This window comes from Mycobacterium sp. NPDC049093 (assembly GCF_040704635.1).
In the GTDB taxonomy this organism is placed as follows: domain Bacteria; phylum Actinomycetota; class Actinomycetes; order Mycobacteriales; family Mycobacteriaceae; genus Mycobacterium.
Genome location: NZ_JBEZJS010000004.1, coordinates 645,600 through 666,425, shown reverse-complemented (window position 1 = coordinate 666,425; position 20,826 = coordinate 645,600). Strand labels below are relative to the sequence as shown.

Genomic DNA, 20,826 nt, shown 5'->3' with positions numbered 1-20,826 from the left:
CCATTCAGGCCTCGATCCCGTCGCCGTCTTCGCCCTGCTTATGTTCGCGGCTGATATCCACCATGAAGTTGGCGAAGTACCCGGTGAGCTGGGGATCGTTCATCATCTGCCACTTCGGCGCCAGCAGCTTCATGTACCGCTCGACGTAGAGGAACTGCTTGCCGATCAACACCAGTTCGCGGGGCAGCTTGACGTCGTAGGCATCGGCCAGCGCCGAGAGTTGCTTGCCGATCTCGGCGTAGGACATGTCGCCGAGCGATTTCATGGTCAGCGGGGTGGCGAACTTCTCCAGGTCCTTGGCGGCCTGCGCCTCGGGCTTCACCGTGCCCACGGCCCCCATCAGCACGACGATCTTGCCCGCTGCGGCATGGTCCTTCTTGACCAGGAGGGCGTACACGAGCTCGCGCAACAACCAGCGGGTGCGCGGGTCGATGCGGCCCATGATGCCGAAGTCGAAGAACGCGATCTTGCCGTCGTCGTCGACATAGAGGTTGCCCGCGTGCAGGTCCCCGTGGAACAGGCCGTGCTTGAGACCGCCCTCGAACACACTGAACAGCAGGGCCTTGACCAGCTCGGTGCCGTCGAACCCCTTCTTGCGGATCGCGGCGACATCGTCGATACGTACCCCGGTCACCCGCTCCATGGTCAGCACCCGCTGACTGGTCAGATCCCAGTAGACCTGCGGTACCCGGATGTTCTCGCCCAGCGGGGAGGCATGCATGTGCGAGACCCAGGCGTCCATCGACTGGGCTTCCAGCCGGAAGTCGAGCTCCTCGGCCAGATTGTCGGCGAAGTCGGCGACTACATCCTGGGCCGACAGCCGCCGGCCCAGCTTGGCGAGCTCCACCAGCTGCGCACCGCGCTTGAGGATCTGCAGATCGGCGGCGACGCGACGACGGATCCCCGGGCGCTGGATCTTGACCACCACCTCCTCGCCGCTGTGCAGCGTGGCGTAGTGCACCTGGGCGATCGAGGCCGAGGCGAACGGCGTCTCGTCGAAACTCTTGAACAGTTTCGTGGGCTCGTCGCCGAGTTCCTCGACGAACAGTTTGTGCACCTCATCGGTATCGGCCGGTGGCACCCGGTCGAGCAGGCTCCGGAATTCGCGGCTCAGCGGCTCACCGAAGGCGCCCGGGCTCGACGCGATGATCTGGCCGAACTTCACGTAGGTGGGACCCAGATCGGAGAACGTCTGCGGCACCTGCTTGATGACCTTCTGCTGCAGGGAACCGCTGCCGAACATGTTGGCGGCGACGCGGACCCCGGTGCGGGTGATCTGCCAACCGGTGGCGCCGATACGGGCGGCTTCCACGGGCAGCGGCACCCGGCTCAACCTGGCGACCTCGCGGTGCTTGGTTTTCGGCGGCGTAGTGCTCATAGCTGCAGTGTCTCAAAGGCCACGGTGCGGCCAAAAACATCTGTGCCGTGAGTCACACTGACGCGAAACTTTCCTCGACCTCGTCACGGCTCAGAACCGGGTCGCTTCCGGGCACGTAGGTGGGCTCGGTGTGCGGGGTGACGGTGCCGTGCGCGACGCGCTTCTGCGCTGCCCGGAACTCCAAGGTGTTGCCGGCCGCGGTGTGCAGTCCGTTGATGATGGACCACACCATGGCGCGGCGGGCGGCCCGCTCGATCGGGTTCGGATCGGTGTGGCCGATCAGCTGCTTGGCCCACTTCGGCATGGTGTCGCGGATCGCCCAGTCCACCGCGCTCTGCGGCATCGGCAGATTGGGGCCGGTGGCCATGGCCGCCCCGTGGGTGAGCGCCAGCCTGGGCAGATAGGAGTGCAGGCACTCCAGTGTCTCGGCCTTGGTCTCGGGTAGGTCGGTGCCGCCCAGGGCGTGCCCGACGCGGATGAACTCGCCGTAGTAGCGGTCGAGTTTCTTACCGCGCAACGGGTTCGGATGGTAGATCTCGTGCGCGGTGGCCAGCCCCCACACCACGGTCGCGTAGTTCCAGCGCAGCCAGTCGGGATCGTCGGCGTCGTAGACCGCACCGTCGGGGCGGGTCCCCTTGATGGTGTGGTGCATGGCGCGCACGGTCTTGGCCACTCGTTCGGCGGTCTCGGTGTTGCCGTAGGCGGTGCCGATGAAGAACGCGATCGAGTGCCCCAGGCGCACCGCCGCGCCCTGCGGATCGATCACCGGCATGGCGGTCCCGTCCTCGTCGCGCTTGACCAGACGCGAATGGTGCATACCCATCCAGTAGATCGAGGGATCAAGGCGTTCCATGTACGCCGCGCACTGCAGACCGAAGATGAGTGCCTCGGTGTGGGAGTGCACGTGCCAGACGGCGCTGCCCGGGCCGAACCATCCCGGATCGCCGGCCGGCCCGGCGAACTCCATGCCACGGAAGTAGTGCTGACGAATGTCCGTGTCGAACTTCCGCTGCAGCATCTGCTCGAGGATTTGGTGTGGCATGTCCACCGCGGGACCCCTTTCTGGTTACGTCTGTAGCCAGAATACATTTTGGGTACGGGTGTGACCAGATCTAATCTGAAGGAATGACCGGAGCGCCCAACCCGACCCGGTGGGCCGGCGTGCCGCTGACGGACCGCCGGGCCGAACGCCGCGCCCTGCTGGTGGACGCGGCGTTCCGGCTGTTCGGAGATGGTGGGGAGGCCGCGGTCTCCGTGCGCTCGGTCTGCCGGGAATGCGGCCTCAACACCCGCTACTTCTACGAGAGCTTCGCCGACACCGACGACCTGCTCGGTGCCGTCTACGACGAGGTCAGCGCGGCCCTGGCCGTCGACGTCGAAGCGGCGACGACCGGGGCCGGCGACTCGTTGCGGGCCCGGACCCGCGCCGGGATCGCCGCGGTGCTGGGCTTCAGTTCGGCCGACCCGCGGCGGGGACGGATCCTGTTCACCGACGCCAGGGCCAACCCGGTACTGGCCGCCCGGCGCACGGCGACCCAGGACCTGTTACGCGAGGCCGTGCTGTCCGAGGGCGGCCGGCTGCACCCGGGTTCCGATCCGGTGGCCGCCCAGATCGGCGCGGCCATGTACACCGGTGCGATGGCCGAGCTCGCCCAGCAGTGGCTGAGCGGAAACCTGGGCGACGACCTCGACGTCGTGGTGGATTACGCGCTCCGGCTGGTACTCGGCAGCGGTGCTGCCAATTAGGCGAGGCCGGTAACCCAGCGCCGTCAGGCTTGAGCGACCGGCCGCCAGCGCTTGATCCACTCGGTCTCGGGCCACTCTTCTTCGGCCGCGAGCAACTCGTACATCGTTGCGCGATCGATCGATTCGCGGATGATGTCGGCATGTCCGGCGTGGCGGCTGAGTTCCTCGATCAGATGCATGGCCACCCACCGCGCCGACCAGTTGTCGACATCCTGCGGGAACCACGGCACATCGTGGGGCACCGGAACCGCGGTATCGAGGTCCCGCTCGGTGAACACCCGCAGCGTCTCGGCGTTCTGGGCCTTGAAGGCGTCGAGTAGGCCGGCCAGGGTTTCGTCCTCGCGCATCACGTGCATATCGGCGTAGTCGGCAGCCTGTTCCTCGAACGGACGGGGGTCGGCCGGCGGGAACTGCGGTCCGTGCTCGACGCGGTCGGCCCAACTCTTCTGTACGGCGGTGACGTGCTTGATCAGACCGCCGACCGACAGTGCGCTCACCGACGGCGTGGACCGCGCCTGCTCGTCGGTCAGGCCGTGCGCCACGGCGAAGAAGGCGTTCTGCTGAAAGGCGAGAAACTCGACGAGGTTCCGGCGTTCGTCGGCGGCGGGAGGCGGCATTCCTGGCATGGTTCAGTTCTCCTTGTTGTCGGTTGAGTGGGCGTAAAGATCTCGGATGCAGGCGATTTCGGCGCCGTGGTGGATCGCTTCCCGATTGATGTGCAGTATCAGCACGGCCATCGACTCGTCGGCCCACGGTCCTTCGGCCGGGCCGACCGGCCGAGAGAGGTCATCTTCGCTCAGCGACCTGACCCCGTCGATCCAATTTCGGTACGTGTCGTCGAGTTGGCGCAGGGCCGTGGCCGCATCGGTGGCGTACGGCCACGACTCGTAGTCGGCCGGCGGCCCGCCGAAGTGCGAGTGGTTGCGCATCGCGAACACGCCGACGATCACGTGTGCCAGTCGCCAGGCGATCGTGGTGAACGGTTCGGGTTGTGGCGGTGGATAACTGAAGTCGATGGCCCCGTCGGGATGGAGGGTCCAGCAGTCTTTCACCGGCTGCCAGAAGTACTCGTCGTCCGTCAGACCGTCCAATCGCGGCCTCAGTTGATTTCTCCAGTGGAAGTCCAGTTGATCGGCCAGAAGGTTTGTCCACATGGGAACACTGTTTCACCCATATAGGACAGTTTCGGTCCTAAAAATGCGGCAGACTTCTGACATGGCGGTGAGCAGCGAAACCACCGGCCGCGTGTTGCAACTCCTCGGCCTGTTGCAGGCGCGCCGGGCGTGGACGGGTGAAGAGTTGGCCGAACGGCTCGGTGTCACCACCCGCAGCGTCCGTCGTGACATCGAGCGGCTGCGCGACCTCGGCTACCCGGTCCACGCCAGCAAGGGGCAGGGCGGCGGCTACCAACTGGGTGCAGGTGCGGCACTGCCCCCGCTGTTGCTCGACCCCGACGAAGCCGTCGCGATGGCCGTCTGCCTGCGACTGGCTGCCGGCGGAAGCGTCGCCGGCGTCGGCGAATCCGCCCTGCGCGCACTGTCCAAACTCGACCAGGTCATGCCCGCACGGTTGCGGTCACAGGTCTCGGCGGTGCACGACGCCACCGTCACCCTTTCCCCCAACTCGTCGGACTCCCCGGTCGAACCCGAGGTGTTGATGACCCTGGCCCGCGCCTGCCGCGACCGCGAACACGTCAGTACCGACTACACGGACATCCGCGGCAACCACACCCAGCGGCGGCTCGAGCCCTACCAGCTGGTGACCACCGGCCGACGCTGGTACGTGATGGCCTACGACCGTGACCGTGAGGACTGGCGCAGCCTGCGGTTGGACCGGATGTCCACGGTGGCCGCGACGGGGACCACCTTCACCCCGCGCGAGGCCCCGAACGCGGCTGACTATGTGCGCCGGTCGATCAGCTCCTCGCCCTACCGCTACCGGGCGCGGGTGCGCTATCACGCCCCGCAAGAGGTTGTGGCGCAGAAGTTTCCACCGGCATCGGCCACCGTCGAGGCGGACGGACCCGAAGCCTGCATCGTCACGACCGGCGCCGACGACCCCGAGCGCATGGTGCTGTATTTCGCCACCGTGGGCCACGACTTCGAGGTGCTCGAGCCGCCCGAGGTGGCCGCCGCCGTGCACACCGTGGCCGACCGCCTACGTCTGGCTGCGCGCGGCAAGGTCAGGTGATCCCGAGGCGGTCGAGCAGCATCAGGAACGCGGCGGCGAAGTCGTTGTCTGCGGTCGAGGCGCGCACCGCATCCCAGTCGACCTGCTCGCGCACCGCACGGGCGGCCGGCAGCAACGGGGCGAAGTCGCAATGGTGTTCGTTGAGTGACCGCAGCTTCTCCGACACCACCAGCGTCGGCGGCAACACCGGCATCCGGACCGCGAGCACGTCCAACACCTCGGCGGATGCCAGCGTCGCCGCATCGACCGACACCCCGTTGAGCTGGTAGAGCACGTCGACCAGCACGTCGTCGTCGGGATAGGCCTTGAACAACCAGTCCTCGGGCACATGCACGATCTGGAACCCGGCTTTGCGCAACGCCACCTCGGCCGCTTCGGCGTCGGTCTCGGCCACCACGAAATCGACGTCGTGAACCGGCTCGGGCGCGCCGTACACCCACAGGGCATAGCTGCCGCCGAGCGCGAAGTGCGGCCCGTGGGCCTTGAACGCCGCAGCGGCGCGCTTCAGCGCGTCACGCAGGTCGTCGTTGCGGTCGAGCATGTGCCATCCCGGTCGGTCGGGCATCGCCATGGTGGAGCGGATGCAGAGTGGGTACTGAGTACCCATGCGGCTGGCCACTTTCAACATCCTGCACGGACGCAGTGTCCACGATGGCGACGTCGACCTCGGCAGACTTGCCGCCGCGGTGGCCGAGCTCGACGCCGACATCCTCGCGCTGCAGGAAGTCGACCTGGATCAGCCGCGCTCGGGCAAGGCCGATCTGACCGCCGTGGCCGCCCGGGCGATGAACGCCGTGCACCATCGCTTCGTCGCTGCGATCTCCGGGACCCCGGGCGCCACCTGGATGGCTGCGACCGGCCGCGAACAACCTGGCACCGCCGCCTACGGCATCGCCCTGCTCACCCGGTACCCGGTCGAGAACTGGCAGGTGCTGCGGCTTCCGCGGATACCGGTCCGGTTCCCGATGTACGTCTCGGGCATCCGCCGGTTCCGGATCGTCCACGAAGAACCCCGGGCCGCGATGGTCGCGCGCATCGACACCCCACTCGGTGCGCTCACGGTGGCCAACACCCATCTGTCGTTCGTGCCGGGATGGAACCGGGTGCAACTGCAGCATCTGATGCGGGATCTGAGCGGCTTCCCGGCACCGAGGCTCCTGATGGGCGACCTGAACTCGGGCGCACCGGCGCGCTGGCGCCGACTCGGGACGGCGCCGACGTTTCCCGCCGACACGCCGACGACGCAGCTCGACCACATCCTCACCGACGACCCGACACTGTTCGCCACGGCCTGCGTGGCCCCGCACCTACCGATTTCGGATCATCGGGCGTTGGTCGTCGACATTTCGGAGCGTTGAAGTCGTAGGGTTTTTCAGATGCGCGTCCTGTCAGTGGAGACGACGGAGCTGTTTGTCGGGCCGGAGGATGCCGCTCGGCAGCTGGTTCGGGTGCGATACGAGGCCTGCACGTCGCCGACGCCGGTGCGGGTCAGCGGGGACGGGCTGAGCGGCGAGGCGATCGCGGCGGCCGGGGACGGCATCGTCGAGGTCCCGGTGGACGTCGAGCAGGGCGTGCCCGGCGAGGTCCGGCGCGCCCGGGCGGGCTCGATCGACTTCGACTTCACCGTCGCCGAACCCGGCTGGACCATGTACATGATCAGCCACTTCCACTACGACCCCGTCTGGTGGAACACCCAGGCCGCCTACACCAGCGTGTGGACCGAGGATCCGCCCGGCCAGTGCCGGCAGACCAACGGATTTGATCTGGTGCACGCACACCTGGAAATGGCGCGTCGGGTTCCGGAGTACAAGTTCGTCCTGGCCGAGGTGGACTATCTCAAGCCCTACTGGGATGCCCGGCCCGAAGACCGCGACGATCTGCGCCGCTTCATCGCCGAGGGTCGCGTCGAGATCATGGGCGGCACGTACAACGAGCCCAACACCAATCTCACCAGCCCGGAGACCGCGATCCGGAACTTCGTGTCGGGCATGGGTTTCCAACGTGACGTGCTGGGCGCGAAGCCGGCCACGGCATGGCAGCTCGACGTGTTCGGCCACGATCCGCAGTTTCCCGGGATGGCGGCCGACGTCGGCCTGACCTCCAGCTCCTGGGCCCGCGGACCGCACCACCAGTGGGGGCCGATGCAGAACGACGGCGACCCCGAGCGCATGCAGTTCGCGAGCGAGTTCGAGTGGATCGCACCGTCGGGCCGCGGCCTGCTCACCCACTACATGCCCGCGCACTATTCGGCCGGATGGTGGATGGACTCCTCGGCCTCACTGGCCGAGGCGGAAGAATCCACTTACGCGCTGTTCACCAAACTCAAACGAGTTGCGTTGACCCGCAACGTGCTCCTGCCCGTGGGCACCGATTACACCCCGCCCAACAAATGGGTCACGCAGATCCACCGCGACTGGAACGCGCGGTACGCCTGGCCGAAGTTCGTGTGCGCCCTGCCGTCCGAATTCTTCACCGCGGTGCGTGCCGAGGTCGACGAGCGCGGCATCACCCCGTCCCCGCAGACCCGCGACATGAACCCGATCTACACCGGCAAAGACGTCTCCTACATCGACACCAAGCAGGCCAACCGGGCCGCCGAGGACGCGGTGCTCGACGCCGAGCGGTTCGCCGTGTTCGCCGGACTGCTCGGTGGTGCGGACTACCCGCAGGCCGCCATGGCCAAGGCCTGGGTGCAGCTGGCCTACGGCGCACATCACGACGCCATCACCGGTTCGGAGTCCGACCAGGTCTATCTCGACCTGCTGACCAGCTGGCGCGACGCCTGGGAGCTGGGGGTCACCGCCCGCGACAATGCTCTGCGCCTGTTGTCGCAGGCTGTCGACGGTTCAGTGGTGGTGTGGAACGCCGTGGCGCACAACCGGACCGACATCGTCACCGTGCACCTGGACGAACCGTTCCCGGGCCGGGTGCTCGATTGCGACGGCAACGAGGTTCCCGTTCTGGTCGAACACGACGGAGCAACAGTGAGCTGGTTGGCCCGCGACGTGCCGTCGTTGGGCTGGCGGTCCTACCGGTTCACCGCCGGGACGGCACACGGCTGGGAACCGGTCGCGGGCGATTCCATCGCCAACGACCGCTACCGGTTACGCGTCGACGCGGCTCGCGGCGGTGGGGTGTATTCGCTCCTCGACGGTGGGCGTGAGCTCATCGCCGACGGTGGGGTCGGCAATGAACTGGCGGTCTACGAAGAGTATTCGGCCCACCCCGAGGCGGGGGAAGGGCCCTGGCACCTGCTGCCCACCGGGCCCGTGGTGTGCTCCTCGGCGGCGCCGGCCGAGGACGTGCAGTGCTACCGGAGCGCGCTCGGTCAGCGGGTGATCGTGCGGGGCCGCGTCGGAGAGTTGTTGCGCTACACCCAGATCATCACGCTGTGGTCCGGTGTGGACCGGGTCGATTGCCGCACTGTCATCGACGAGTTCGTCGGGACGGACCGCCTGGTGCGGCTGCGCTGGCCCTGCCCGGTGCCCGGAGCGCTACCGGTGAGCGAGGTCGGCGACGCCGTGATCGGCCGCGGATTCGGGTTGCTGCACGAACATTCGGCCCACCACGCGGTGGACGCGGCGCAACATCCGTGGACGCTGGACAACCCGGCCTACGGCTGGTTCGGGCTGTCGTCTGCCGCGCGGGTGCGGATCGGCTCGGACGTCCGGGCGGTTTCAGTGGCCGAGGTGGTCGCCCCCGATGACGGCACCGACGCGCGGGATCTGATGGTGGCGCTGGTGCGGGCCGGGGTGACGGCCACCTGTAGCGCCGCGGACAAACCCCGCTACGGCGATCTGACGGTGGACTCTAATCTGCCCGACACCCGGTTCACACTCGGTGGGCCCGATGAAAACCCGTTCACCGCAGCCGTTCTCGCCGAAGCCGAGATCGCCTACTCCGACGAGTTCAAGCGCCAGATAGACGCCACCGGATCGGCCCGTGTCTGGGTGCCTGCTGTCGCGCCCCTGCCCGAACAGTGGGTGCCCGGTGCCGATCTGCGCGGAGTGCGAAGCCTGCCGGTGCTGATCCTGGCCGGTGACCTCGACGCGGTGGTCGAGGACCTGGGTGACGCCGAGATCGTCGTCACCCAGCAGGCAGCCGCGGCGGCCGAGCCGTTCGAGGCCCGCACCGTCGCACTGCTGAACCGTGGCGTGCCGAGCTTCGCCATCGAACCGGACGGCACGCTGCACACGTCGCTGATGCGGTCCTGCACCGGCTGGCCGTCGGGCACCTGGATCGACCCGCCGCGCCGTACCGCACCGGACGGATCCAATTTCCAATTGCAGCACTGGACCCACACATTCGACTACGCGCTGGTCACCGGCGCCGGAGACTGGCGCGCCGCGGGGGTCGCCCCCAGCGCCGCGGAGTTCAACCGGCCGCTGCAGCCGGTGGTGGTGGATTCGGACGCCGGCGGCGGACTGCCGGCGTGGGGATCGCTGCTGGAGATCGAGCCGGCGGGCACCGTGCAACTGGGTGCGCTCAAGGCCACCGGCAATCCGCTCGCGTCGGGCAGCGTCCGCAACACCGACCCGGCCGACGGGGTCACCGCGCGCCTGGTGGAGATCACCGGCAGCGCTGCCGAGGTCACCATCCGGTCCGGGCTGCGTGCTGTCTCGGCCGCCGCGAACCTGAACCTGCTGGAGGAACCGGAGCCGCAACAGCCCTCGCATCTGAGCCTGCACGGCTACCAGATCGCCACGGTGTCCACCCGGTTCAACCTGCCGAAGGTGTTGCGCGGCGAGCACGAGCGGCTGGCGCCGGAAGCCGAGGCAGCCCAACCGCTGTACGCCAGGTACTGGCTGCACAATCGCGGCCCGGCGCCGCTCGGCGGCCTGCCTGCCGTCGCGTACCTGCATCCGGAGAGCGTTGCCGCGCAACCCGATACCGAGGTGGTCGTGCGGCTGACCGCGGCCAGCGACTGCACCGACGCCGCTCTGCACGGCCGGGTCAGACTGTATGGCCCGCCGGGATGGGACGTGCAGCCCGCCGAGCTGCCCTACGTCCTGCCGCCCGGAGAGCATCTGGAAACCGATGTGGTGCTGAGCATCCCGTCCGGGGCCGAACCCGGGCTGTACCCCGTGCGCGCCGAACTCGCGGTGACCGGCAGCGGATCGGATGCGCTGCCGCCGTCATGGCGGCAGGTGGTCGAGGACGTCTGCGTCGTCACGATCGGCGAACCCGGTGCGCACGTGCTCAAACTGGTCTCCGAGCCGCAAGCCGTCGACGTCCAGGCCGGTGAGACCGCGCGACTGTCGATGACGATCGGCACCGACGCGGTCACGGGGCTGAACGCCGAGGCCCACCTGATCAGCCCGTGGGGGACCTGGGAGTGGATGGGACCGGCCGCGGCCGGTGTCGAGGTGCCCGCGGCGGGCACGGCCGAGGTGGTCTTCGATGTCATGCCGCCGTCGTGGGTCGAACCGGGGGAGTGGTGGGCGTTGATCCGGGTGGGCTGCGCCGGGCGGTTGGTCTACTCGCCGGCGGTGAAGGTGACGGTCCGGTGAACCCGGCGGAATGTGCGGCGCGGGTCGCCGGAAACCCGGTGTCGGTCAAGGAGATCGACGATCGGGAGGCGGCGTTGCGGGCGGGAAACCGCGCGTCGGCGCTGCCACGCCCAGGGACAAGCGAGGGCCGGCAGTTACGCCGCTGGCTCACCCAGCTGGTGGTTGCCGAGCGGGTGGTCGATGCCGAGGCCTGCGCGCGCGGACTGTCCGGTCTCGGCGCGCCCGGCCAGGACGAGCTGCTGCCCGACACCGCGGCCCGGTTGGAGATCGGCAGCGTCGCCGCCGCCACTCTCGGATCCCCACGAGCCCGAGCGGTGTTCGCGGATGTGACTGCAGCGGTCGATGTTTCGGATGCCGAGGTGGCTGCCTACCACGCGCGTAATCCGCTGCGATTCGCGTCGGCGCAGGCGGGTTCGCGCGGCTGGCGCGGGCGGCCGGTCGTGCCGTCGCTGGATCAGGCGCGCTACCGGATCGCCGCTCACCTGCGGGCGGCCGCGCGCAGGCAGGCGTTCCGGCAGTGGCTCGACACACGCTGCGCGACCCTCGTGGAACTGGCGCCCGGCTACGAGCATCCCGGCGACCCTCGTCAACCGGACAACACGCACAAGCACTGAGGGGGACCCGCATGGCGCCGACAACCGCACTCACCCTCGCGCTCGATATCGGCGGCACCAAGATCGCCGTCGCCCTGGTCGACGCCGAGGGACAGCTGGTGCGTCGGGCGCAACTGCCGACCCCGGACGGTGACGCCGAGACGGTATGGGCCGTCGTCGAGAAGCTGCTCGCCGAGTCCATGCAGACGGCGGACGGTGCCGCAACCGCCGTCGGTATCGCCTCTGCCGGCCCGATCGACCTGCCCACCGGCACGGTCAGCCCGATCAATATCACCGAGTGGCAACATTTTCCGATCGCCGAACGCGTTACCGCAGCCACCGGGTTACCGGTTCGGCTCGGCGGCGACGGGTTGTGCATGGCGCTGGGCGAGCAGTGGTGCGGTGCGGGCCGGGGCGCGCAGTTCCTGCTCGGCATGGTGGTGTCGACCGGGGTCGGTGGTGGTCTGGTGCTCGACGGCGCCCCGTATGACGGCCGCACCGGCAACGCCGGGCACGTCGGCCATGTCATCGTCGCCCCCGACGGCGGCGACCTGTGTACGTGCGGCGGGCACGGCTGTGTCGAGACCATCGCGTCCGGACCCAGCATGGTGCGGTGGGCGCGGCGGCACGGGTGGGACGGTACCGACGCCAAGGCGCTGGGCGAGGCGGCGAATGAGGGAGATGAACTGGCTGTCAAGGCTTTTCATCGAGGTGCGCGGGCGGTGGCGGCGATGATCGCCTCGGTGGGTGCGGTGTGCGACCTGAACCTGGTGGTGATCGGCGGGGGAGTGGCCAAATCCGGGGCGTTGTTGTTCGACCCCGTGAACGCGGCCCTGGCCGACTATGTCGGGCTGGAATTCCTGCGGGGGCTGCGGGTCGTCCCGGCCGAACTCGGTGGTGATGCCGGCCTGGTGGGCGCGGCGGCACTGGCCCGCGGCTGACGCTTCTGCTTCTGGATCTCCATGTGGGTGCGGCCCCATTCGCACAAGGCGCCCAGCACCGGCGCCAGCGTCTGGCCGTACTCGGAGATCGAATAGTGCACGCACGGCGGCACCGTGCCCGCGTCGTGGCGCTCGATGATCCCGGCGCTGACCAGATCGTGCAGATGCCGGATGAGCATCCGCTCGGTGATGTCCGGAATGCTGCGGCGCAGTTCGGCGGTGCGCATCGGCCCGTCGGCCAGCCGCCACAGGATGGTGCCCTTCCAGCGCCCGTCGATGACCGACAACGTCGCGTCGATCGGGCACTCGCCGATCTCTTTCTTGGAAACCGCCACGGTTCCGGCCCTTCGTAAGCTGACTAATTTGTCAGTACCTTGTTTTCTGTCAGCATAGTGACCAGCCTGGATGGCATGGAAGAAATCGTGCAGATCCTCGCGGTGATCGTCACCGGCCCGCTTCTCGGCGTCGAGTTCGGTGTCGCCGCCTTCACCAACCCGATCCTGCAGCGGCTGCCTGACGCCGCCTACCGGCAGGCCCGCGGCACCGGCGCCAAGACCCTCGGGACCGCGATGCCGTTCTGGTACCTGGCGTCGACGGCGTTGCTGATCGCTGCGACGGTGTACAGGCCCGGGCCACTGCTGGTCACGGCGGTGGTGATGATGGTGCTGGTCATGTTGGTGAGCGTCACCGTGCTGGTGCCGATCAACAACCGGGTCGCCGCCGGATTCGGTGGTGACGACGCAGGTGAGGACCCGGAGCAGTTTCACGAACTGGCCCGGCGCTGGGATCGACTGCACTGGGTGAGGGTCGGACTGCTCGCGGCGGCGTTCGTGTTGCTGGTGCTGGCCGGCTGACCGTTTTGGCTGATCGGTAGATGTTCGGCTACTCTGGTCGGGTTCCACCGAAGACCGTCGGTCACCTAGCAATAGGTTGAAGGTCCGGGAAATGTCCCGGCGGCCCACGCAGGAGGACGAGGCTAGACCAGTTTTGTATTGGTTATTTCTGCGCCCCGACCTGTCTGCGTCGGGGCGTTCGTCATTTCACGGCCCCAAGTTGGTGGAGCGCCCGATACCCACCACAAGGAGGCATGCATGGCCAAGGCTGACAAAGCCACGGCGGTTGCCGACATTGCTGAGCAGTTCAAGGCGTCGACGGCCACCGTCGTCACCGAGTACCGCGGGCTGACTGTGGCGAACCTGGCTGAGCTGCGTCGTTCCCTCGGCGACTCCGCCACGTACACCGTCGCCAAGAACACTCTGGTGAAGCGCGCCGCTTCCGAAGCCGGCATTGAAGGTCTCGACGAGCTGTTCGCCGGTCCCACGGCGATCGCGTTCGTCCAGGGTGAGCCCGTTGACGCCGCCAAGGCGATCAAGAAGTTCGCCAAGGACAACAAGGCGCTCGTCATCAAGGGCGGCTTCATGGACGGCAAGGCGCTGTCCGTCGCCGAGGTCGAGAAGATCGCCGACCTCGAGTCGCGCGAGGTTCTGCTCGCCAAGCTGGCAGGTGCCATGAAGGGCAACCTGTCCAAGGCTGCCGGCCTGTTCAACGCGCCCGCTTCTCAGGTGGCCCGCCTCGCGGCGGCGCTGCAGGAGAAAAAGGCCGCTGAGGAAGCCGCTTAACCGCAACCGCACAAACATCCCAACATCTGTAAGAAAAATCAGGAAGGACCATAAACATGGCCAAGCTGTCCACCGACGAACTGCTCGACGCGTTCAAGGAAATGACCCTGCTGGAGCTCTCTGAGTTCGTGAAGCAGTTCGAAGAGGTCTTCGAGGTCACCGCTGCCGCCCCGGTCGCCGTTGCCGCCGCGGGTGCCGCCCCGGCCGCCGCCGAGGCCGCCGAGGAGCAGTCCGAGTTCGACGTCATCCTCGAGGGTGCCGGCGACAAGAAGATCGGCGTCATCAAGGTCGTCCGCGAGATCGTCTCCGGCCTGGGTCTGAAGGAAGCCAAGGACCTGGTCGACAGCGCCCCCAAGCCGCTGCTGGAGAAGGTCACCAAGGAAGCCGCCGAGGACGCCAAGAGCAAGCTCGAGGCCGCCGGCGCCAGCGTCAGCGTCAAGTAGTCCAAACCCGGACCGCAAGAACCCCCGAATCCCGACGGATTCGGGGGTTCTTTGCTTGGATGATCACGATTGGTTCGTTTGGAGCCCGGGTACTCCCGAATATTGGGAGACAACCATGTGTGTGCGATGCACCGTGCGCTATGGTGACTCAAGCCACAGGCGCAGCAGGTGGCGGGGTGAGCCGTAGGCGGAAGGATCTTTGATGGGCGTCCAAATCGACGTGACGGGACTGAGCAAATCTTTTGGATCGTCAAAGATTTGGGAAGACGTCACGATGTCGATTCCCGAGGGTGAGGTCAGCGTGTTGCTGGGCCCGTCGGGTACCGGCAAGTCAGTGTTCCTGAAGTCCCTGATCGGCCTGCTGCGCCCCGAGCGTGGCTCGATCGTCATCGACGGCACCAACATCCTGGAGTGCTCGGCCAAGGAGCTCTACGAGATCCGCACCCTGTTCGGTGTGCTGTTCCAGGACGGCGCGCTGTTCGGCTCGATGAACATCTACGACAACACCGCCTTCCCGTTGCGCGAGCACACGAAGAAGAGCGAGAGCGAAATCCGCAACATCGTGATGGAGAAGCTCGAGCTCGTCGGTATGCCCAACGATGGGCACAAGTTCCCCGGTGAGATCTCCGGTGGTATGCGCAAGCGTGCCGGCCTGGCCCGTGCCCTGGTGCTCGACCCGCAGATCATCCTGTGCGACGAGCCGGACTCCGGTCTGGACCCGGTGCGTACCGCGTATCTGTCCCAGCTGTTGATCGACATCAATGCGCAGATCGACGCCACGGTGCTGATCGTGACGCACAACATCAACATCGCCCGGACCGTGCCGGACAACATCGGCATGCTCTTCCGTAAGCAGCTGGTCATGTTCGGCCCCCGCGAGGTGCTGTTGACCAGCGAAGAGCCCGTCGTCAAGCAGTTCCTCAACGGACGCCGTATCGGCCCGATCGGTATGTCGGAGGAGAAGGACGAGGCGACCGCGGCCGCCGAGCAGGCCATGCTGGATGCCGGTCAGCACGACGGCGGTGTCGAGGAGATCGAGGGTGTGCCGCCGCAGCTGTCGGCCACTCCCGGTATGCCTGAACGTAAGGGTGTGGCCCGCCGCCAGGCTCGGGTGCGCGAGATCCTGCACACCCTGCCGCCGGCTGCGCAGGCCGCGATCCTCGATGACCTTGAGGGCACGCACAAACTGCCGGTGCACCAGTTCGGCGACGAGCCCACCGCGCGCCACCACCGCCCGGTCGAGGACGACGCTCCCACCGGGGCCATCGAGGTTCCTCACCAGAGCTGAGTTTTGACAATCAGGCCGGGCCCATCGGGTCCGGCCTGATTTGTGTCGTGAGAGAGCAGGAGCCGAATGCACGCGCAGCGGGGCCGCCCCACCCGATTCGAGAAATTGGGCGGTGACGTCACCCGGGCGCACGGCGTCGCGCACCGGCACATGACCAACCAGCTGGCGCGCGCCGAATACCTCTCCAAAACTGGCTGTGGGTCGTTTTGGCCCTGGTGACCGTGGTCGTCCCCGCCGTTCTCGTTCTTTCCGCCCAGATACCGTTCTCGGGCGAGAACCTCCCTTATCTCCTGTACGGGCTGGTGTTCGCCGTCGCCATGGGGGTCGGGATCTTCACCGTGTTCGGTTTCGGCGTGTTCGTTCTCGCAGGACCCCGGAGTTGGGCGCTCAAGCTGCCTGCCGGCACCGCTATGTGGGCCGAGTTCAGGCCGGAGGCCATCGGAATCGGCTGGTTGGAGCACTTCAATGCGCTCTACCTCGACCAGGTACTTCAGGTCCGGCGTGTTGACTCGGTCCTCGTCGTGCAGGGCGTCGGTGACATCGAACTGCTGATCCCCGACGAACTCGTACCGCCGGACGTCGCCGCCACATTGCTGTCCACCTTCAACGGGCCTCGTCGGGTGGTTCCGTCGTATCCGGAGGCGATCCCCGGTGCGAGGCAGCGGACGGGTCCCGACGGGGTGACCCGCACCACGGACATCGCTGACACCGGTTTGGCCGGCCAACTGGGCGCCGCGGTCAAGCGCAGTGTCGTGACGCGGTTGGCGCTCGCACTCGCGATCCTGGTACCGCTGGCGGTGCTCGGCCATTCGTATGTGGAGGACGGGGAGCTGACCGCGTCGTCGGTGCTCCGCGCCGCTGTGCTGCTGATCGCGGCCGTCGGTGCGCTCACGTACGTGGTGTACTTCGCCACGCCGGCGAAATTCCGTCAGTTGGTTCCGCCCGGAGCGCCGATCGCCGCCGAGTTCGGTCCGCAGCAGATCGGGGTGCGTCTAGGAGGTCATCTGCAGATCCTGAAGCTGGCGGGTATCGAGCGAATCTGGCACGCTGACCACGTATTTCACGTCTCGGCGCGGGGTTTGGGAACAGGTCTGGTCATCCCGGAGCGGTTGGTTCCGGCGGATGTCGCATCAGGGCTGTTCGCGCAATTCGGCGCGGCGTGACCCGCGGACAAGATAACGCCGGTTCAACCGTTGCGCGAGCTGCGGATCCGGGGCAGAGTTGGGCGCATCAAACCGCGCGTCACCTCTTGACGGAAGGCCATGGACAGGCCAATCTGTTGGGCAGCATGTGTGAAGGGTTTAGTGGACGCCAGCCAGCGCCGGGTGACCCAATTCATGCAGTGGATGTGTGGTGGTTGAGGAATGCGCCGTCTTGCGCTATCGTTGGACGTTGCGCTGGCTGCACCCTGCCCACCCTCACCTGATCTGCACATAATGTTCTAGCCTGAGCGTTGCTCAGTATCTAGTCCTGTGCCGTGCGTATGGGGTTCTGGACAGGCCAAAGCCAGCCGAACCGACGCAGAATCGCGGCCCAGAAGGACGGCTCTTGCTGGCCCTTTCAAAAGTCGCATGAGGTGCTGGAAGGATGCATCTTGGCAGTCTCTAGCCAGAGCACAGCGAACGCTAACACCAATAACTCCGTCCCAGGAGCACCGAACCGAGTTTCATTTGCCAAGCTCCGCGAACCGCTTGAGGTTCCGGGGCTACTCGACGTTCAGACGGATTCCTTCGACTGGCTCGTCGGAGCGGACGGCTGGCGCCAGAAGGCCGTCGATCGCGGCGAGACCGACCCCAAGGGTGGTCTCGAAGAGGTGCTCGAAGAGCTCTCGCCGATCGAGGACTTCTCGGGCTCGATGTCGCTGAGCTTCTCCGACCCGCGCTTCGACGAGGTCAAGGCGCCGGTCGACGAGTGCAAAGACAAGGACATGACGTACGCGGCTCCGCTGTTCGTCACGGCCGAGTTCATCAACAACAACACCGGTGAGATCAAGAGCCAGACGGTCTTCATGGGTGACTTCCCGATGATGACCGAGAAGGGCACCTTCATCATCAACGGCACCGAGCGTGTCGTGGTGAGCCAGCTCGTGCGCTCTCCCGGTGTGTACTTCGACGAGAGCATCGACAAGTCCACCGAAAAGACGCTGCACAGCGTCAAGGTGATCCCGGGCCGCGGTGCGTGGCTGGAGTTCGACGTCGACAAGCGCGACACCGTCGGCGTCCGTATCGACCGCAAGCGTCGTCAGCCGGTCACCGTGCTGCTGAAGGCGCTGGGCTGGACCAGCGAGCAGATCACCGAGCGCTTCGGCTTCTCCGAGATCATGATGGGCACCCTCGAGAAGGACAGCACCGCTGGTCCCGACGAGGCGCTGCTGGACATCTACCGGAAGCTGCGTCCGGGCGAGCCGCCGACCAAGGAGTCCGCGCAGACCCTGCTGGAGAACCTGTTCTTCAAGGAGAAGCGCTACGACCTGGCCCGCGTCGGTCGCTACAAGGTCAACAAGAAGCTGGGCCTGAACGCCGGCCAGCCGATCACGTCGTCGACCCTCACCGAGGAAGACGTCGTCGCCACCATCGAGTACCTGGTGCGTCTGCACGAGGGCCAGACCTCGATGACCGTCCCCGGTGGGGTCGAGGTTCCCGTCGAGGTCGACGACATCGACCACTTCGGCAACCGTCGTCTGCGCACCGTGGGTGAGCTGATCCAGAACCAGATCCGGGTCGGCCTGTCCCGCATGGAGCGTGTCGTGCGTGAGCGCATGACCACTCAGGACGTCGAGGCGATCACGCCGCAGACCCTGATCAACATCCGTCCCGTCGTGGCGGCGATCAAGGAGTTCTTCGGAACGTCGCAGCTGTCGCAGTTCATGGACCAGAACAACCCGCTGTCGGGTCTGACCCACAAGCGTCGCCTGTCGGCGCTGGGCCCCGGCGGTCTGTCCCGTGAGCGCGCCGGCCTTGAGGTCCGTGACGTGCACTCCAGCCACTACGGCCGCATGTGCCCGATCGAGACCCCTGAGGGTCCGAACATCGGTCTGATCGGCTCGCTGTCGGTGTACGCCCGGGTCAACCCGTTCGGCTTCATCGAGACGCCTTACCGCAAGGTCAACGACGGTGTGGTCTCCGACCAGATCGACTACCTGACCGCCGACGAGGAGGACCGCCACGTCGTGGCGCAGGCCAACTCGCCGATCGACACCGACGGTCGCTTCACCGAGGACCGCGTGATGGTCCGTCGTAAGGGTGGCGAGGTCGAGAACGTGGCCCCATCCGACGTCGACTACATGGACGTCTCGCCGCGCCAGATGGTGTCTGTCGCGACCGCGATGATCCCGTTCCTCGAGCACGACGACGCCAACCGTGCCCTGATGGGTGCCAACATGCAGCGCCAGGCAGTTCCGCTGGTACGCAGCGAGGCCCCGCTGGTCGGTACCGGTATGGAGCTGCGCGCCGCGATCGACGCCGGCGACGTCATCGTCTCGGAGAAGGCGGGCGTCGTCGAGGAGGTCTCGGCCGACTACATCACCGTGATGGCCGACGACGGTTCCCGGCACACCTACCGGATGCGCAAGTTCGCCCGGTCCAACCACGGCACCTGCGCCAACCAGCGTCCGATCGTGGACGCCGGGCAGCGTGTCGAGGCCGGCCAGGTCGTTGCCGACGGTCCCTGCACCGAGAACGGTGAGATGGCCCTGGGCAAGAACCTGCTCGTGGCGATCATGCCGTGGGAGGGTCACAACTACGAGGACGCGATCATCCTCTCGAACCGTCTGGTCGAAGAGGACGTGCTCACCTCGATTCACATCGAAGAGCACGAGATCGATGCCCGCGACACCAAGCTGGGCGCCGAGGAGATCACCCGGGACATCCCGAACGTCTCCGATGAGGTGCTGGCCGATCTCGACGAGCGCGGCATCGTCCGCATCGGCGCCGAGGTCCGCGACGGCGACATCCTGGTCGGCAAGGTCACCCCGAAGGGTGAGACCGAGCTGACCCCGGAAGAGCGCCTGCTGCGTGCCATCTTCGGTGAGAAGGCCCGCGAGGTTCGCGACACGTCGCTGAAGGTGCCCCACGGTGAGTCCGGCAAGGTCATCGGCATCCGCGTGTTCTCCCGCGAGGACGACGACGAGCTGCCCGCCGGCGTCAACGAGCTGGTCCGCGTCTACGTGGCCCAGAAGCGCAAGATCTCCGACGGCGACAAGCTCGCCGGACGCCACGGCAACAAGGGCGTCATCGGCAAGATCCTGCCCGTCGAGGACATGCCGTTCATGCCCGACGGCACTCCGGTGGACATCATCCTGAACACCCACGGTGTGCCGCGTCGTATGAACATCGGCCAGATCCTGGAAACCCACCTCGGGTGGGTGGCCAAGGCCGGCTGGAACATCGATGTGGCCGCGGGAACGCCGGAGTGGGCGAGCAGGCTGCCCGATGGTCTGCACTCGGCCCCGGTCGACAGCATCGTCAGCACCCCGGTGTTCGACGGCGCCCGCGAAGAGGAACTGGCCGGCCTGCTCGGCTCGACGCTGCCCAACCGTGACGGCGACGTCATGGTGAATGCCGACGGCAAGGCGACGTTGTTCGACGGCCGCAGTGGCGAACCGTTCCCGTACCCGGTGACGGTCGGCTACATGTACATCCTCAAGCTGCACCACCTGGTGGACGACAAGATTCACGCCCGCTCCACCGGCCCGTACTCGATGATCACCCAGCAGCCGCTCGGTGGTAAGGCGCAGTTCGGTGGTCAGCGATTCGGTGAGATGGAATGTTGGGCCATGCAGGCGTACGGCGCTGCCTACACCCTGCAGGAGCTGCTGACCATCAAGTCCGACGACACGGTCGGCCGCGTGAAGGTGTACGAGGCCATCGTCAAGGGCGAGAACATCCCTGAACCCGGTATCCCCGAGTCGTTCAAGGTGCTTCTCAAGGAGCTGCAGTCGCTGTGCCTCAACGTTGAGGTGCTCTCCAGCGACGGCGCGGCGATCGAAATGCGTGACGGTGACGACGAGGACCTGGAGCGTGCCGCTGCCAACCTCGGTATCAACCTGTCGCGCAACGAGTCCGCCTCTGTCGAAGATCTCGCCTGAGTTGTTTTCTAGTCCCGAAAGGGGAAAGGGAG

At 66.9% G+C, this 20,826-nt stretch carries 18 protein-coding genes; 12 read left to right on the top strand and 6 right to left on the bottom strand.

What is annotated here, in order from left to right:
- Positions 1 to 4 precede the first annotated feature (4 nt).
- Together AB0876_RS18875 and AB0876_RS18870 are read right to left on the bottom strand one after the other, a co-directional pair.
- On the bottom strand, positions 5 to 1,378 hold the full coding sequence (locus AB0876_RS18875; protein ID WP_491837800.1) for an ABC1 kinase family protein: 1,374 nt from the start codon (positions 1,376 to 1,378) through the stop codon (positions 5 to 7).
- 52 nt (positions 1,379 to 1,430) lie between these two features.
- Positions 1,431 to 2,426, bottom strand: coding sequence for an oxygenase MpaB family protein (locus AB0876_RS18870; protein WP_526042601.1), 996 nt, complete (start codon positions 2,424 to 2,426; stop codon positions 1,431 to 1,433).
- A gap of 77 nt (positions 2,427 to 2,503) precedes the next feature.
- Here AB0876_RS18870 and AB0876_RS18865 point away from each other — a divergent pair, with 77 nt between their 5' ends.
- Complete coding sequence (locus AB0876_RS18865; RefSeq protein WP_526042600.1) at positions 2,504 to 3,124, top strand: TetR/AcrR family transcriptional regulator; 621 nt, start codon at positions 2,504 to 2,506, stop codon at positions 3,122 to 3,124.
- A 23-nt stretch (positions 3,125 to 3,147) separates the two neighbouring features.
- On the opposite strand, the gene AB0876_RS18860 is transcribed toward AB0876_RS18865, so the two are convergent.
- Positions 3,148 to 3,750, bottom strand: a complete 603-nt coding sequence (locus AB0876_RS18860; RefSeq protein ID WP_491837803.1) for a DinB family protein — start codon at positions 3,748 to 3,750, stop codon at positions 3,148 to 3,150.
- Positions 3,751 to 3,753: 3 nt separating this feature from the next.
- Positions 3,754 to 4,278, bottom strand: a complete 525-nt coding sequence (locus AB0876_RS18855; protein WP_526042599.1) for a DinB family protein — start codon at positions 4,276 to 4,278, stop codon at positions 3,754 to 3,756.
- A gap of 61 nt (positions 4,279 to 4,339) precedes the next feature.
- On the opposite strand from AB0876_RS18855, the gene AB0876_RS18850 reads away from it, so the two are divergent.
- Positions 4,340 to 5,314 (top strand): helix-turn-helix transcriptional regulator, encoded by a 975-nt coding sequence (locus AB0876_RS18850; RefSeq protein ID WP_491837805.1) that lies wholly within the window; start codon positions 4,340 to 4,342, stop codon positions 5,312 to 5,314.
- Here the strand turns inward: AB0876_RS18850 and AB0876_RS18845 are convergent.
- Positions 5,307 to 5,855, bottom strand: coding sequence for a nucleotidyltransferase family protein (locus AB0876_RS18845; protein ID WP_491839266.1), 549 nt, complete (start codon positions 5,853 to 5,855; stop codon positions 5,307 to 5,309). The two genes, AB0876_RS18850 and AB0876_RS18845, sit on opposite strands and share 8 nt — an antisense overlap.
- Before the next feature lie 64 nt (positions 5,856 to 5,919).
- On the opposite strand from AB0876_RS18845, the gene AB0876_RS18840 reads away from it, so the two are divergent.
- From AB0876_RS18840 to AB0876_RS18825, 4 genes are read left to right on the top strand one after another with little or no spacing between them, the layout of a single operon-like run.
- Positions 5,920 to 6,672, top strand: a complete 753-nt coding sequence (locus tag AB0876_RS18840; RefSeq protein ID WP_526042598.1) for an endonuclease/exonuclease/phosphatase family protein — start codon at positions 5,920 to 5,922, stop codon at positions 6,670 to 6,672.
- An 18-nt stretch (positions 6,673 to 6,690) separates the two neighbouring features.
- Positions 6,691 to 10,824 carry a glycoside hydrolase family 38 N-terminal domain-containing protein gene (locus AB0876_RS18835; protein ID WP_526042597.1) on the top strand — a complete coding sequence of 1,378 codons (4,134 nt, stop codon included), beginning with the start codon at positions 6,691 to 6,693 and terminating at the stop codon, positions 10,822 to 10,824.
- Positions 10,821 to 11,438, top strand: coding sequence for a DUF7158 domain-containing protein (locus AB0876_RS18830; RefSeq protein ID WP_491837808.1), 618 nt, complete (start codon positions 10,821 to 10,823; stop codon positions 11,436 to 11,438). Before AB0876_RS18835 ends, AB0876_RS18830 begins: the two co-directional genes overlap by 4 nt.
- 11 nt (positions 11,439 to 11,449) lie before the next feature.
- On the top strand, positions 11,450 to 12,358 hold the full coding sequence (locus AB0876_RS18825) for an ROK family protein (protein WP_491837809.1): 909 nt from the start codon (positions 11,450 to 11,452) through the stop codon (positions 12,356 to 12,358).
- Here the strand turns inward: AB0876_RS18825 and AB0876_RS18820 are convergent.
- Positions 12,259 to 12,693 carry a winged helix-turn-helix transcriptional regulator gene (locus AB0876_RS18820; RefSeq protein ID WP_491837810.1) on the bottom strand — a complete coding sequence of 145 codons (435 nt, stop codon included), beginning with the start codon at positions 12,691 to 12,693 and terminating at the stop codon, positions 12,259 to 12,261. The genes AB0876_RS18825 and AB0876_RS18820 overlap by 100 nt on opposite strands.
- Before the next feature lie 57 nt (positions 12,694 to 12,750).
- Here AB0876_RS18820 and AB0876_RS18815 point away from each other — a divergent pair, with 57 nt between their 5' ends.
- The 6 genes from AB0876_RS18815 (at position 12,751) to rpoB (ending at position 20,794) form a co-directional block, all read left to right on the top strand.
- Entirely contained in the window at positions 12,751 to 13,212 is a 462-nt protein-coding gene (locus tag AB0876_RS18815) for an anthrone oxygenase family protein (RefSeq protein WP_526042596.1), read from the top strand.
- Between the two features lie 237 nt (positions 13,213 to 13,449).
- Positions 13,450 to 13,977: a 50S ribosomal protein L10 gene (rplJ, locus tag AB0876_RS18810; RefSeq protein ID WP_064959282.1), complete on the top strand. Its 528-nt coding sequence runs from the start codon at positions 13,450 to 13,452 to the stop codon at positions 13,975 to 13,977.
- Between the two features lie 56 nt (positions 13,978 to 14,033).
- The gene (gene rplL / locus AB0876_RS18805; protein WP_064886328.1) at positions 14,034 to 14,420 is read left to right on the top strand and encodes a 50S ribosomal protein L7/L12; all 387 of its coding nucleotides are present in this window, start codon (positions 14,034 to 14,036) and stop codon (positions 14,418 to 14,420) included.
- A 202-nt stretch (positions 14,421 to 14,622) separates the two neighbouring features.
- Positions 14,623 to 15,708, top strand: coding sequence for an ABC transporter ATP-binding protein (locus tag AB0876_RS18800; protein WP_526042595.1), 1,086 nt, complete (start codon positions 14,623 to 14,625; stop codon positions 15,706 to 15,708).
- Positions 15,709 to 15,923: 215 nt separating this feature from the next.
- Positions 15,924 to 16,871 (top strand): hypothetical protein, encoded by a 948-nt coding sequence (locus tag AB0876_RS18795; RefSeq protein WP_526042594.1) that lies wholly within the window; start codon positions 15,924 to 15,926, stop codon positions 16,869 to 16,871.
- Between the two features lie 413 nt (positions 16,872 to 17,284).
- A complete protein-coding gene (gene rpoB, locus AB0876_RS18790) occupies positions 17,285 to 20,794 on the top strand; it encodes a DNA-directed RNA polymerase subunit beta (protein WP_526042593.1) in 3,510 nt (1,169 codons plus the stop codon).
- Positions 20,795 to 20,826 lie beyond the last annotated feature (32 nt).